The sequence below is a fragment of the Kitasatospora sp. NPDC096077 genome (assembly GCF_040303245.1).
Lineage (GTDB): Bacteria > Actinomycetota > Actinomycetes > Streptomycetales > Streptomycetaceae > Kitasatospora.
In genome coordinates this window covers 21255-34342 of sequence record NZ_JBEOSV010000048.1, presented here as the reverse complement: position 1 = coordinate 34342, position 13088 = coordinate 21255, and the positions used below count along the sequence as shown (strand labels likewise).

17 protein-coding genes are annotated in these 13088 nt (G+C 73.2%); 1 reads left to right on the top strand and 16 read right to left on the bottom strand.

Features of this window, described 5'->3' with window-relative positions; translation table 11 throughout:
* Window positions 1-105: 105 nt before the first annotated feature.
* The 16 genes from ABTZ03_RS30925 to ABTZ03_RS30850 all read right to left on the bottom strand — a co-directional run bounded on the left by ABTZ03_RS30925 (window position 106) and on the right by ABTZ03_RS30850 (window position 11907).
* A complete protein-coding gene (locus tag ABTZ03_RS30925) occupies window positions 106-486 on the bottom strand; it encodes a hypothetical protein (RefSeq protein ID WP_350516422.1) in 381 nt (126 codons plus the stop codon).
* 164 nt (window positions 487-650) lie between these two features.
* Window positions 651-887 carry a hypothetical protein gene (locus ABTZ03_RS30920; RefSeq protein WP_350516421.1) on the bottom strand — a complete coding sequence of 79 codons (237 nt, stop codon included), beginning with the start codon at window positions 885-887 and terminating at the stop codon, window positions 651-653.
* 199 nt (window positions 888-1086) lie between these two features.
* Window positions 1087-3741, bottom strand: a complete 2655-nt coding sequence (locus ABTZ03_RS30915; RefSeq protein WP_350516420.1) for a hypothetical protein — start codon at window positions 3739-3741, stop codon at window positions 1087-1089.
* Window positions 3742-4039: 298 nt separating this feature from the next.
* Complete coding sequence (locus ABTZ03_RS30910; RefSeq protein ID WP_350516419.1) at window positions 4040-6292, bottom strand: P-loop NTPase family protein; 2253 nt, start codon at window positions 6290-6292, stop codon at window positions 4040-4042.
* 116 nt (window positions 6293-6408) lie between these two features.
* The gene (locus tag ABTZ03_RS30905; RefSeq protein WP_350516418.1) at window positions 6409-6933 is read right to left on the bottom strand and encodes a hypothetical protein; all 525 of its coding nucleotides are present in this window, start codon (window positions 6931-6933) and stop codon (window positions 6409-6411) included.
* Window positions 6930-7085 carry a hypothetical protein gene (locus tag ABTZ03_RS30900; RefSeq protein ID WP_350516417.1) on the bottom strand — a complete coding sequence of 52 codons (156 nt, stop codon included), beginning with the start codon at window positions 7083-7085 and terminating at the stop codon, window positions 6930-6932. The genes ABTZ03_RS30905 and ABTZ03_RS30900 overlap by 4 nt, the downstream gene beginning before the upstream one ends.
* On the bottom strand, window positions 7082-7633 hold the full coding sequence (locus ABTZ03_RS30895) for a hypothetical protein (RefSeq protein ID WP_350516416.1): 552 nt from the start codon (window positions 7631-7633) through the stop codon (window positions 7082-7084). The genes ABTZ03_RS30900 and ABTZ03_RS30895 overlap by 4 nt, the downstream gene beginning before the upstream one ends.
* 33 nt (window positions 7634-7666) lie before the next feature.
* Window positions 7667-7804 (bottom strand): hypothetical protein, encoded by a 138-nt coding sequence (locus ABTZ03_RS30890; RefSeq protein WP_350516415.1) that lies wholly within the window; start codon window positions 7802-7804, stop codon window positions 7667-7669.
* A 197-nt stretch (window positions 7805-8001) separates the two neighbouring features.
* On the bottom strand, window positions 8002-8175 hold the full coding sequence (locus ABTZ03_RS30885; RefSeq protein ID WP_350516414.1) for a hypothetical protein: 174 nt from the start codon (window positions 8173-8175) through the stop codon (window positions 8002-8004).
* A 374-nt stretch (window positions 8176-8549) separates the two neighbouring features.
* On the bottom strand, window positions 8550-8804 hold the full coding sequence (locus ABTZ03_RS30880) for a hypothetical protein (RefSeq protein WP_350516413.1): 255 nt from the start codon (window positions 8802-8804) through the stop codon (window positions 8550-8552).
* Between the two features lies 1 nt (window position 8805).
* Window positions 8806-9114, bottom strand: a complete 309-nt coding sequence (locus tag ABTZ03_RS30875) for a WhiB family transcriptional regulator (protein ID WP_350516458.1) — start codon at window positions 9112-9114, stop codon at window positions 8806-8808.
* Window positions 9115-9143: 29 nt separating this feature from the next.
* Entirely contained in the window at window positions 9144-9581 is a 438-nt protein-coding gene (locus tag ABTZ03_RS30870; RefSeq protein WP_350516412.1) for a hypothetical protein, read from the bottom strand.
* 107 nt (window positions 9582-9688) lie between these two features.
* Window positions 9689-10201, bottom strand: a complete 513-nt coding sequence (locus ABTZ03_RS30865) for an ATP-binding protein (RefSeq protein ID WP_350516411.1) — start codon at window positions 10199-10201, stop codon at window positions 9689-9691.
* A 351-nt stretch (window positions 10202-10552) separates the two neighbouring features.
* Window positions 10553-10978 carry a hypothetical protein gene (locus ABTZ03_RS30860; RefSeq protein WP_350516410.1) on the bottom strand — a complete coding sequence of 142 codons (426 nt, stop codon included), beginning with the start codon at window positions 10976-10978 and terminating at the stop codon, window positions 10553-10555.
* 138 nt (window positions 10979-11116) lie between these two features.
* On the bottom strand, window positions 11117-11548 hold the full coding sequence (locus tag ABTZ03_RS30855; protein ID WP_350516409.1) for a hypothetical protein: 432 nt from the start codon (window positions 11546-11548) through the stop codon (window positions 11117-11119).
* A complete protein-coding gene (locus tag ABTZ03_RS30850) occupies window positions 11545-11907 on the bottom strand; it encodes a hypothetical protein (RefSeq protein WP_350516408.1) in 363 nt (120 codons plus the stop codon). Before ABTZ03_RS30850 ends, ABTZ03_RS30855 begins: the two co-directional genes overlap by 4 nt.
* A gap of 406 nt (window positions 11908-12313) precedes the next feature.
* Here ABTZ03_RS30850 and ABTZ03_RS30845 point away from each other — a divergent pair, with 406 nt between their 5' ends.
* Window positions 12314-13060: a GntR family transcriptional regulator gene (locus tag ABTZ03_RS30845; RefSeq protein WP_350516407.1), complete on the top strand. Its 747-nt coding sequence runs from the start codon at window positions 12314-12316 to the stop codon at window positions 13058-13060.
* The last annotated feature ends 28 nt before the right edge of the window (window positions 13061-13088 follow it).

Sequence of the window (13088 nt, the reverse complement as noted above, 5' to 3'; positions counted from 1 at the left end):
GCGGCCGGGTCCGGGGCCGGCGTCGGCGGTCCGCTCGGCGCGGGCAGCGACCGGGCCCCTTGCTCCGAGGTGGAGAAGGGGGCCCGGCTGTCCGGTGACGATCCGTCAGGCCGTGGTCTCGACGGCCTCGGCGTCGGGGCCGGCCTCGCCTGTCGTCCGCTTGTCCCACCAGGCCTTCGCGTCCCAGTCGGTGGCGTAGGTCAGGAGCAGGTAGGACGCTGTGGTGCCGACGGCGAGGATCCCGTGGGCCCAGCCCCACTGAGCGGCCTTGAGACTGGCGCCGATGCCGCTGCCGCCACCGATGGCACTGCCGAGCGTGACGATGACGCAGACGGCCAGCAGCGCGAACTCGGCGTCTTCGAGAAAGCCGAGGCGCGCGCCGTGGTGGACGGTGTAGCGGGCGTGGAGGGCCAGCACGGTCAGCTGGAAGGCCCACAGGGCCAGGACGACGGCGGCGACTCCGGACAGGGTGACGAAATGGTGCATCGGGGTCCCTTCGGTAAGTGGTGCGGGTGACTCTCGGGAGCGGTACGGCGCCCGGTCGTGGAGTTGGTGGGTTTCGACCGGTCCGGGTGACGGACGGCCCCGGTGCTGACCCGACCCCGCCGGCGAGGCCGGGGGAAGCCGGGGGAGGCCGACTCGGCCCGTGGTCAGCTGACGAGAGCGAGGAGCAGGACGGCGAGCAGCACCGGCACGGTCATGGCGACGGAGCGGGGGATGTTGATGCAGCGCTTGAGGCGGTCGATCTCGTCGCTGATGTCCTCGCACTCGGCGAGGAGACGGCGGTGGGAGCGGGTGCCGGCGGGGACGTTGGCCAGGGTCTGGCTGCGTTCGTGGTGGGTCTGGCGCAGGGCGGCGATCCGGGCGTCGCGCTCTATGGCGATCAAAGCGGCTGGTCCTTTCGGGAACGGGGGTGGTTCGCGGTGCGGGAGGATGGGGGTGGGCCGGTGGCGAGACCGGCCCGCCGGGCACGTGGTGCCCGCTGCGGCCCCGGGGTGGTTCGTTCATCCCGGGGCCGTGCCGTTGGTTCGCGGTTCGGGCGGCGAACCGGTTCGCGGTTCGCCGACTCCGGTTCGCGGTTCGCGGTCAGACACCGACGCCGCTCGCGGTTCGCCGAACCGGGTTCGTGAACTCCTTGCGGGCGTCCGCGAGGCGGTGGTGCGCGGTGGTCTTCTTCATGCCGAGGTTCGTCATGACGAAGTCGAGGTCGACCGTGTCGTAGCCGTAGGTCTCGATCAGTTCGAGGACCTGCTGAACCTGCTGTTCGGCGAGGAGCTGCGCGGTGCTGCGCCGGTTCGAACCGGGCCCGGCGGCGGGGCGTTGCGGCTGGTCGGCGGCGGTTCGCGGCTCGGGGTCCGCGGGGGCCGGTTCGCCGGACGGCACGGGGTGGTTCGCGGCTTCCAGTTCGCGGCGCGTGGCCGGTTCGCCGGTGCGTGCGGCGGGCAGGGCGTGGTTCGCCGAAATGCCGACGCGGTTCGGATGGTGGTTCGGCGAACCGACGCGGGTGAGGCGAACCGCGAACTGAGGGATCGCGGCCGGGTTCGCCGAACCTCCGAGGGCGACGGCGAGGCTGGCGTTCGGGACACGCGGCAGTGCGCGAACCGGCACCCAGTCGCCGACGCCGATCGCGGCAGCGACGAACCGGCGAACCGTGCCGAGGCCGGTTCGGCGAACCAGTTCGCGGTGGTTCGCTGCGGCCGTCCAGGCGAGCTCGACCGTGGACAGCGACTCGTCCGTGATCGCCGCCGACCACGCGGCGAAGGAGTGCGCGGGGTAGCGCAGCCAGCGGATCGCCCCGATGGTCGGCCTCGACTTGGCGACCTTGCCGTCCGTACGGAGCTTCTGGCGGTGAATCAGGCGGGCGTAGAGCTCCCACAGCACCATGCCGGTGATGCTCATCGCCGAGAACGCCACCGCCTTCGGCGTGGGCTCCCAGTAACCGACCTGGTCGACCATCTTCACGGCGACCGGGTCCCACGCGCGGCCGGTGACGGTGGCCGAGGCGTGCCAGTAGTTCATGACGGCCGCGCCGATCGCGAACACCCAGGTCCCGACCCGGTACAGGGTGCCGCTGTCGCCGCTCTGGCGGGCCTCGTTGTACATCCACGCGACGAACGCCGTGGACAGCTCCCACGCGGCGGCGAACAGGATCGTCGCGGGGAAGATCCAGCCCAGGACGTCGTGGGCGAAGCCGGCCTGGCCGGTCCAGGCGACGGCCATCGGCGCGGTGATCGGCACGATCGCCAGCAGCCGCCGGGCGTTGGCCTTCACCAGCGCCTTGAACCGGCCGCCGAGCGTGGGCCTGCCAGCGCGCTCGGCTTCCCGCGCCTCGCGCTTGAGACGGCGGCGCTCCAGCTTGCGGGCAGTGCGGCCGGTGGCCCGGCGCAGCGTTTCGCGGGCCTCGCCGAGTTCCTGGAGCGCGAGGACCTTGCTCTCCTCCGCCTCGGTCTGCAGTTTCTGCGCCTTCTCCAGTGCCTTGGCGGCCTCGGCCTTGTCCGCGGCCGCCTGCTTCTCCGCCTCCCGGCGGATCCGGCCGGCCTCCTGTTCTGCCTCGGCACTCAGCCGCGCCGCCTCGGCGGCGGCCTGGGCGCGCTGCTGCTGCGCCTCCGTTCCGGCCTGGGTGCGCAGCCGGTCGGCGTCGGCCGTCGCCTGGGCCCGGACCTCCCGCGCGGCGTCGGTGGCCTGGTCGACCTCCCGGTCCGCGTCCTCCCGCAGCTGGCGCACCTCGCCGCGCACCCGGTCGGCGTCGGCCTGCGCGCCGCGGCGCAGCTCCTCGGCCTGCTCGCGGGCCTCGGCGAGCAGGCCCTCGGCCCGGGTGCGGGCGTCGGCGAGGACGGTGTCGGCCTGTGAGGTGGCGTCCTCACGGACCTCGGCCGCGTGCCGCTCGGCCCGGGCACGCAGCTCGGTGGCGTCGCGGTGCGCCTGGGCACGGATCCGCCCGGCCTGCTCTTCGACGGCGCGGGTGAGGGCGCTGGCCTTCTCCTCGGCTTCCGCGAGCAGCTGCTCGGCCTGGACGCCGCGCTCGCGGGCCTGCTCGGCCGCCTCGCCGCGCACCGCCTCGGCCTGTTCCTCGGCGGCCTGGGTGAAGGCGGCCGCGGTCTGTTCGGTGTCGGCGAGCAGGGTGGTGGTCTGCGCCTGCGCGTCGGTGAGGATCGCCTGGGCGCGCTGCTCGGCCTCGTCGGTCAGCGCGGTGGCCTTCTGCGCGGCCTCGGTGGTGATCCGGGTCGCTGTGTCGGTGGCGGCCTGGGTGATGGCGGCGGCGTTGTGCTCGGCCTGTCGGCGGGCGTCGGCGTCGGCCTCCTCACTCTGTTCCCGGGCGTACTGGAGGATCAGGCCGGCCTGGTCGTGGGCCATGTCGAGGATCCGCCCGACCGCCTGCTCGGCACGCTGCGTGACCGTCTCGGCTTCGGCGGTGGCGTCCGCGCGCAGCTGCTCGGCCTCCGCCGCCCACTGCTCGGCGGTCGCCAGGTCGCGGCCGGCGGTGGCGGCGGCGCGCTCCAGGGCAGCGAGCGCCTGGTCCTCGGCGAGGGCCAGGACGTCGGCGGCGCGGTCGGCGGCGTCGGCCAGGACCGGGTCGGCAGCCGGCCGGGCGGTGAAGGTCTCGGGGGTCTCGGCCGGGGCCTGCGGCGGGGTGTCCGCGGCAGTGCCCGGGCGGGTGGCCGGCACGTTCGCCGGGGCCTTGGCGGCGGTCTTCTTGGCGGGGGTTCGGGTGCGTCGGCTGGTGGTGCGGGCCGGGGTCATGCAGGAGACTCCTGTCTCTCGTGGTGACGTTGCGTGGCGGCCGGGCGGCCCGGACGGGGTCGCTTCGCCCGGTGGCGGCGGGGGCGCGGTAACGGCCCTGATCCGGGGTGTCGGGGCCGTTTCCGGGGGGTGCGCGAATCTGATCCGTGTGATCCGTTTTCGCAGGTCACGATCTGTTTGGTGATCCGTGGCCGATCCGTGCTGATCCGTGGCTGATCTGTAATGGCCACGGATCAGCACGGATCGGCCACGGATCACGGCACAGATCAACGGAGCTGCTGCGCGGCTACGCTGCGTACTAGTCGGGCAGGGTGGTGAACGCTTCTTCGACGCTGCTGAGCGAGTAGCCGGACGGAGGGTTCTTGCTGTCGAGGTCGAACCGGCGGACGGTCTTGAGCAGAGGAAGGCCGGCCTTCTTGAAGTCCCGGGAGACCTTCTTCTTGAACTCGCGGCGCCGGTACTCCGGCTCGCTGTCGTCCCACTGGCGCCACTCGTCTCCGGTGGTGGCGACGTGCCCCAGGATCTGGTCGGTGGTCAGGAAGTCCGGGTCGCCGTGCTTCTCGAACGCGGCCCGGACAGCCAGCAGGACCGGCGGCAGATCCTCGTTGTCGCCGCTATCGGCGGGCTCGGGGGTGATGGTGACGTCCCCGGCGGCGAGCCGCTCCTGTGTACGGAGAGTGGCGGTCGCGGCGTCGAGGTGGGTGGCCTTGCGCAGGATCGGGTCGCGCAGGCCGGGGGCGAGGAGGTAGAAGCAGCCGGCGTCCGCGGGGTCCCAGTCGCCGGGGCTGGGGACGAGCCGGTGCGGCATCCAGCCCTCGGAGATGGCGGTGTCGGAGCCGACGACGAGTGGGACGTCGGCCTTGCGGGAGGGCAGCATGATCCGGATGCCGAACGTGTCGGCGATGGCGTCGCCGACGACGTCGCTGGTGGCGTCCTGCGACAGCAGGACCACCGTGACGCGCGCCTTGCGGCCGATCCGGCTCAGCTTGATCACCTTCTGCTTCTGCTCCTTCGTCAGCTGCGGATGCTCGTCGACGACCGCGAACACCGCCGGGTCCTCGTCGCTGATCTGCCAGTTGTCGACGTCGTCGCCCATCCGCTCGGTGCGGATCTCCGCCTCGCGGATCGCCCAGTCCAGGACCTCGTCGATACGCTCCTCGTCGTAGGCGCGCATCGCGGCCAGACGCCGCAGCGGGCCGAAACCCCGCCCGGTGGGATCGATGTCCAGGGCGATGGCGTCGGTGCAGCTGGTGATGTAGTCGACGAGGTTGCGGACGATCTGGGACTTCCCGCCACCGGAGACCGCGATGACCATGATGTTCTGCCCGGCGAGGACGACCTCGGTGGAGCTGGCGTCCATGGAGGGCCCGAGCGGGGCGGGCTTGAGGATGCTGTTCGAGCGGGGCTGGTGGACCGGGTGCGCCGGCATCGGGTCGAACGGGTCGCCGAGCAGGACCCGCAGCACGACGGAGCCGGCGGCGGCGGACTGGGGCTGGGCCATCACACCGCCGGTGCGCACGCCGAGGGCGACGTCGAGTTCGGGCAGGCGCAGGACCAGGGCGGACGGCTTGCCCTTGGTGAGGTGCGCGGTCGCCTTCCAGCCCCACTTCTCCCGGGTGACGTCGGTGACGGAGCCGACGGCCAGGCCCTCGTCGAGCAGGGCCCGCAGGATCGACGCGGCGGCCAGGCGCGGGTCGTCGTCCGCGTCCCGGATCGGGAACGGCTTGCCGGTGTCGCCCGGGAACAGGGCCTCGGACTCCTCGCCGGGGGCGTCGGCCCGGACCTCGACGGCCTGCGACTTGGCGGGCGGGTCGAGTTCGGGCAGCAGCAGCTCCGCGGGGACGGGGCGGTGGGTCAGCCGGGGCGGGTGAGCGGCGGTCCACCAGGACAGGCCCATCGCGGCGAGCAGGCCGACGATCCCGGCCGGCGGGGCGTTCACGACGCCGGCCGCGGCGCCGCCGGCCGCGCCGAGCAGCGCCCCGCCCCGGCGCAGCCGGCCGAAGGAGCGGGCGCGGGCGATCTGGCGCTCGGTCGGCTGCACGGGGCGGAAGTCGGCCTTGCGCATGTCCTTGAGGGTCTTCTCCAGGCGGCGCGCGGCCTCGCGGCCGAGGGTGAGCTGGCTGCGCTGGGCCTGGGTGAGGCCGCCGTCGGCGGCTTCCTCCTCCAGGCGCACGATGCGCTTGGTCTCCTTGCCGAGGGCGTCCTCGACCTCGGTGCGGCGCTCGGTGTAGGCCTCCAGCTGGGCGGCCACGATGCGGCGGCGGATCTCGTCGCCGGACTGGTCGGCGGTGGAGGCCCAGTGCCCCAGCCACTGCCCGATCAGCCGGGCGCCTTCGCCGGTGCGCTTGGCGGTGCCGGACGCGAAGGCGGCGATCGGGTTCGGCTTGGCCTCGGTTTCCCCGCTGTCGGCGTCGTTCTTGCCGGCGGTTGCGGTGGTCTGCGGGTCGGGGTCGGCGGCGGGCTCGGGGGTTTTGGTCAGGCGGACGGGCGCGGCGGCGGCCGCGGGGCCGGCCGCGGCGGGCGCCGGGCCGGGGTGGGTGTCGGTGCTCAACGGGGCCTCCAGGCTCCACGGATGAAAGGGGGGACGGGTGGTCCGGTCCGGGGTGGACGTCCCGGCGCCGCCGCCCAGGGGGCGGTCGGGTCCGGGGCGCCCATCACGGGCCGGAGTCAGCCGATGATCAGGCCGCCGATCCAGTTCGCCAGCGGGACGCCGGTGAAGGCGGCGAGGCCGCCGAGGGAGATCGACAGGCCCCAGGTGGCGCCGGTGACCGCGCCGGAGAGCATCAGCACGCGCTCGCCCATGTGCTTGGCGAACCAGCAGAACGCGCAGGCCAGACCGAAGATGATCAGCGCGATCCAGGAGCCGGAGTAGGTGAGCGTGCCGTGCTGGGCCACCGCGACGGTGCCCTCGCCGCCGACCATGCCCTGGCTGACCAGGGTTCCGGCCTGGTTGCCGGAGCCGGTGGTGAAACCGGACACCAGGCCGAGCAGGCCGCCCGTGCAGGCCGAGGCCAGGACCATCACGCCCAGGCCGAACAGGTAGGGCACCAGGTACTTCTTCTTCTTGAGCGCGGTGAACTTCCGCTTGTGCTTGAAGAAGAGGAAGGCCCAGGTGCCGATGAACAGGGTGAAGCCGAGCGCCGACCCGGCGCGGGTGACGCTGTGGGTGATCTCGATGCTGGTCATGCTCACGGGACGGCCTCCCAGGTGTAGGTGACGAAGGTGGACACGGCCGCAAGGCAGCAGGCGGCGAGTACGGCGGCGCCGGTGAAGCCGAGCTCGCTCACCGGCAGGGAGAGCCCGGCCAGCGGGCTCTCCCTGCCGACCGGGTAGCGACCGTTCACCGCAGGGCCCCGGTGAACACGGAGGCCACCAGCGCACCGGCCCAGTCGCGGGCCGGCTCGTAGGCGAGGGTGCCGACGACGACCGACCAGGCCGCCACCCGCAGCACGGTGCGCGGCACGGTGCCGCGCAGGCGGGAGCGGACGGCGAGGACGGCGGTGAGGGTGATGAGGCCCAGGCACAGGCCCGGGTCGGCGACGTCGGCGGCGGGGCGGAAGGCGTGCGAGCAGGCCTCCACCTGGCCGTTCCACAGCCAGGCCGGCCCGGCGGCCGCGACGGCGGCGGCCGCCAGGTTCGGCCAGGCCTGCGCCGCCCGCTTGAGGGCGGCGGCGGCGCGTTTGACGCGGGCCCAGTCGATCAGGTGGCCGTCGTCATCGGGCTTGAGCGGGATGGCGGCGTCCAGGCGGGACTGGCGCAGTTCGTGCGTCAGCTCGGCCAGGCCGTCCCCGTCGTAGCCGGGATGCTGCTGGTCCGCGCGGACGGGGTCGGTGTGCTCCGGGACGGCGGGGTCGTAGGCGGGGCGGGGCGGGACCTCGGGGGTGACGGTCACCTGGTCACCTCCGGTCCGCCGTCCGGGGCGGGGTTACGCATCGGTGGCCTCCTGTCGGTCGAGGTAGGGCGGGATCAGGTGGGCTTCCGCGTACAGCGCCACCAGCAGGCCCAGGGCCGTGGCGGTGCAGGTGGCGAAGAAGGCGAAGAAGACCTGGTCGAGCGGGGTCATGTGCTCGGTCCTTTCGGACGGCGACAAGTAGGGGAGTTCGGGGCGGGCCCGTGGCTCCCCTGGACAGCCGGCGGCTCGGCGAAGGGCCGGGCCGCGGTGTCGGCGGTCCAGGGGAGCCACGGGAGCGGGCGAGGTTCCAGACCGGCCGCCGGCGCCGCAGTGCGGCGGTGCCGGCGGCCGGTCCGGGGCGCGGTGGTTCAGCGGGTCTGCGGGTCCTGGCCTCCGACGAGGGCGACGTCGTCGTCGGTGTCCTCGTCGCCGGTCACGGTGTTCAGGTCGCCGCACTGGATGAGCAGGCCGGTGACGAGGACCGTGTTCTCGATGCGGTTGACGACGGGGCCGTGGCCGGTGCCGGTGTGGTTCGTGCCCATGGACGGTCTCCTGACGGGTCGTGGTGGTCCGGGGCCGGACGGCTCCCGGACGGCGCGGCCATGGCGGCCGCGCCGGTGCTTCGGTTCACGCCGCCGGCGGGAAGCCGGGCGGCGGCGGTACGGGGCCCGGGTCCGGGCGGCGGGTGGAGCCGGTTGTGCGGCGGGGGTTAGTGCGGGTCGCTCGGGTAGGTGCCGTCGCCGTAGCGGCCGGAGGGGCCCGCCACACCACTCCCGGCCCCGTCTGGACATGGGCATGCCAGAACCGTTCCGAGAGGCAGGCAGCGGGAGACCGTGCTGCAGAGATGAGGAGAGAGGGGAGCGGCTACTGGCCGGAACCGGAACCGGCGGTCTTCGCGGCGTCCCGGCGGGCCTGGTCAGCTCCTCCAGAACGAGCGGTTGACGTGCTGCGGGTCGGAGGGCGGGCTGACCCTACGGGTGCCGTCCGCGTCGTACTTCGCCGCGTCGAGCGAGACCTGCGCCTCGCGGTGGTGGCGCCAGGCGGTCGCCTCGTCGTAGGGCGGGTGCCAGCCGGTCGTGGACATCCCGCTCGCGGACACCGACGTCCGGGACGAGCCAGCGCTGGAGCTGGAGTTGCTGGGTCCGAGGCCCAGGAAGGAGCGGATCCCCATATCAGGCACCCCCCGCCAGACCGGCCTGCTGGCCCTCGTCCTGGGTGCGGGCGCGGTTGCGGGCGGCGCGGCGCTTCATCGCCCGCCGCTCGCCCTCCGACATGCCGCCCCACACGCCGGCGTCCTCACCGTTCGTCAGCGCCCAGGTGAGGCAGTCCTCCAGCACCGGGCATCGACGACAGACGGATCGGGCCTCCTCGATCTGCAGCAGCGCCGGCCCGGTGTTCCCGATCGGGAAGAACAGCTCCGGGTCCTCCTCGGCGCAGACGGCGCGCGTCCGCCAGTCGGTCTCGGCGGCGGTCGTGAGCATGATCTTGTTCATGGTGCGGCTCCTCTCGGTCAGCTGATCCGGGCGGTGTGGGCGAGGTGGTGGAGCGCGGCGACGGTGTCGGGGTGGGCGGCCTCGTCGAGGTGGTGGCGCTGCTCGAGGAGCGCGCCGCCGCCGGCGGCGGGCTGGGCGAGCGTGTGCTCGGCCCAGAACCGGAGGGCCTGGTCGCCGGGCTGGGCGACGACCTGGTCGCGGTTGTGGTCCCAGGCGGTGCTGTGCCGGCGGATCTGGGTCTCGCCGAGGGTTCGCACGCTGATCTCCCAGGCCGGCCAGCCCTTGTACGGGCCGGGGTCGATCGCCAGGACCTCGTAGACGTCGCCCCAGTAGCCGGAGCGGTAGAAGCCGCCGACCCGCTGGGGGCCGATCAGGCGGGCGACCCAGCGCCGGTAGTGGACGGCGTCGTAGTGGGCGCGGCGGGCGGGGGAGGAGGTGCGGGCGTGGTGCCTCATGGGTGGCCTCCGGCCGGAACGATGCGTGGGGGCGCCGCCGCGCCCCCTGGGCCCGGGGCCGGTTCAAGGGGTGCGGCGGCGCGGGGGAGTGGCGGGGGTGGGGTCGGTCAGCCGGCCGCGCGGACGCGGCAGCAGATCCGCTTGCCGATCGGCGAGGGCACGATGGTCCAGCCGGGGGCGAGGATGTCGATGAGGGTCAGGCCGCGGCCGGACTCCGCCTCCGCGCTGTCCGCGGGGATGCCGGTGCGGCGCGGGATGACGTCCGGGAGCGGGTCGTGGACGGCGACGACCGCGTCGGTTCCCCGGGAGCGGTGGACCTCCACGACCAGCGGTACGTGCGGGCCGCAGGCCCGGATCGCGTTGCCGATCAGTTCGGACAGGACCAGCCGGGCGGCCTCGGCGGTCTCCGGGTCGACGCCGTGGGCGAGCAGGGCGGTCAGGGCCAGGGACCGCACGGTGTGGAGGGTGTCCTGGCTCGCGGTCAGGTGGGCGGTGATCCCGCCGGGCCGCTGCCTCAGGTACAGGCCGGGGCGGGGCGGGGGCAGGGCCGGGTCGTGCGCGGCCAGGCCGGGCGCGGTGCCGGTGCCGGAGACCGTGGGAGCGGGCGTGGGCGTGGTCATCGCGTCCCACCCTTCGGCTTGCTGGGCTTGGCGACCGGCGTCCCGCCGGCGAAGCTACGGCCGGCCATCACCGACGGCCTCCCCGGTGCTCGTTGGCCCGGCGCAGCAGCTCGTCGGGGTCGGGGTCGCTGTCCCCGGGGACCGGGGTGTAGTCGGGCCAGGGGCGTGCGATGATGTTGTGCAGCACGATCGTTGCCTCCGTATCAGGCGACGTGGACGGCCTCGGGAGGGCAATCCCGGGGCCGTCGCTGTTTTGTGAGGGCGGCCTCCTGCCGTCCCCCCCGCCGCCCCCGCACCAGCAAGGCCGGGGCGGGAACGACGGGCAGCGTCGCAGGAGAAAGAGCACGCTGATCAGGCAGCCGGGCGCAGCGCGGCCATGTGCTCGAAGGCGTGGCTCGAGCTGGCGGGGCGGTGGGGGCGGGGGACCGGCCGGTGGCGGGCGGCGTCCACGGCGGCAATGGCGAGCCTGGCGACATCAACCGGGTCAGCAGCCGTGTTGAGCCGGCCGCCGGGGACCGCGTCCGGCTGGTGGCGGAGACGCTCGACGAAGATGTCGGCGGTCTCGTCCAGGAGGTCCAGGAGCCCGGTGAAGTCGAGGCGGTTGTTCGAGGTGAACTCGGCCGCGTGGAGCCACAGATCCCCGCACAGGTCGTCGACGGTGTCCTCGCCGGTGTCCAGGTCGGCCTCGTCCAGCAGCTCCCGCACGAGATCGCGCAGGCCGGTCGAGTACCAGGTGAAGGCGTCGGTGAGCAGCGTGGCGGCGGTGGTGTCGGGCATCGCGGTCTCCTCGGTATCGGCTCTACGGGTATGCGAAGCGGCGGCCCGGAGGAATCCGGGCCGCCGCGGGCGGTGACGACGATTCAGTTCTGGACCGGACCGGGCCGGGCCGGGCCGGGCCGGGCCGGGCGATGCTGGTCAGACGACGCGGCCCGAGGGGAGCTTGAGCAGCTCGGCGGGCGTGTCCTCCAGCAGCGTCAATCCGAAGATCGGGCCACGCGCACCCCGGACGGACTCGATCCGCTGGGTGTCGGCGGCCTTGACAGCCTTGTCGACGTCGGCCCACTCGGCAGCCCGGCGCTTCGGCTGCTGCCGGGCCTGACGGCGCTCGGCGCGGCGCTGCTCCTGCTCGGCAAGGGCCTGGGCCGCACGGCGGTCCGGCTCCTGCCGCAGCAGCTCGAGGTACCCGGCGCCCAGGCGCAGGCCGTCGGCGCAGCGCTTCGTCGGGTCGGTGCAGGCCCTGCAACGGCTGCGGTGACCGATGTAGGCGGCGTGGGCGGTGTCGGCGGTGGGAGCGGCCGGGGTGAGCTGGTGGAGCGCCTTGGGCAGCGGGGCCTTGACCTTCTTCAACACCTTGGTCGGCCGGCGGGCGGCGACGTCGGCGCTGGCCTCGACCCGCTGCTCCTGCCACCGGACGAGCTGGACGTCGATGACGACCAGGCGGTTGGAGTTGCTGCAGCGGCGGGCACCGGGGTGCCGGCGCGCTCGGTGTGGTGCGGGGAGATCTTCCAGCGTTTGGTGCCCTTGTCCAGGGTCAGCGGGCACCAGGTGTCGCAGGCCGGACAGGCCAGGACCTCGGCGCGGTGGGTGAGCTGGACCATGGCGGGCGGCAGCTGCGACACCAGGAGCGGCGGCTGGGAGGAGACGTTCGTCGTGCGGGTCCGGGTCTTGCGCTCCCGGGCGGTGGGAATCGCGGTCGAGGTGGTCATCGAGTGCTCCTCGTCTGTGCGGAGGGAGATGAGGGCCGCGTCGCGGTGCTCTCTCCGCCCGCCAGGCCGCACGGAAGATCCCGGCGCCCTGGCGAGCGGACAGCGCATCAGCGCTGCGTGGCGGTCGCATGGGTTTGGTGGAGCTACCCGGCACCCGCACTGCGGGCGGCGACTACCTGCGGTTTCGTGCTGCTCAGGGGCTACCGGCAGCACATCGATGCTCGGGCGGAATCACAGCCCAACCCAGGCGATCACGGACCGTAACTGGTCCGCTGCAATCGAAGATAGGGGCCCATCCGTCATGCGTCAAGATGGTTTGTTCATGTCGTGACGGGTGTCAAGATAGTGACGACTATTGCTTGACGCGATAGCCTGTCGCCAGCAGCCGCTTGACAGGAGATGAGCCTTGAACGCCAACACCATCGCGGCCGAGATCCGGGAAGGGATCTCGACCGGGCGCTACCGCCACGGGACGCGCCTCCCCGCTGTGCGCAAGTTGGCCGAAGAGCGCAACGTGAGCCAGCAGACCGTCGCCGCGGCCTACGCCCAACTGGCGGCCCTCGGCATGGTTCGGACTGAGCCTGGTAGTGGCACTGTCGTCACTGCAGGCCGGACCGCCGAAGCCCACCTCGGCACGTTCGGCCCCCCTGACTTGAGCGTGCCGATCTGGAAGCCGGCATCTGGCGGTGAAGCCCACGAGGCCACCACCCTTGTCCGTCAACTGCCCGCACCCGCGCATATGGCCGCTTGGGGGATCGCTGACACCGATGTCGTGGAGCGCACACGGGTCCGCTCGGTCGACGATGTTCCGGTCCAGCACAAGTTGACCATCGTTCCTTACGAGCTGGCTTCTCGTCGGCCTGAGGGTCACGAAGGAATCCCGCCCCTGCTGGCCCCTGTCGGCGCTACTCGCATGTCCCCCCCGGCCGGAGTCCGTTTCGCCGACTGGCTCGGCTGGAACGTGCTGCGCACCGACACCGTGATTTCTGCCGAGCCCATGGATCAGGCCGCAGCTGCGGCGCTCGGCGTGGCAGAGGGCACCCCGGGCTTTCGGATCCTGAGCATTGCTCGCGATCCACAGGAGTCCACGGTCTTTGTGACGGTCAGCACCACGCCCCTGCATCATCTGCTGACGCTGAGCATGGCTGGCTGACCACAGGTAGCCACATCTCTGCGGCGAC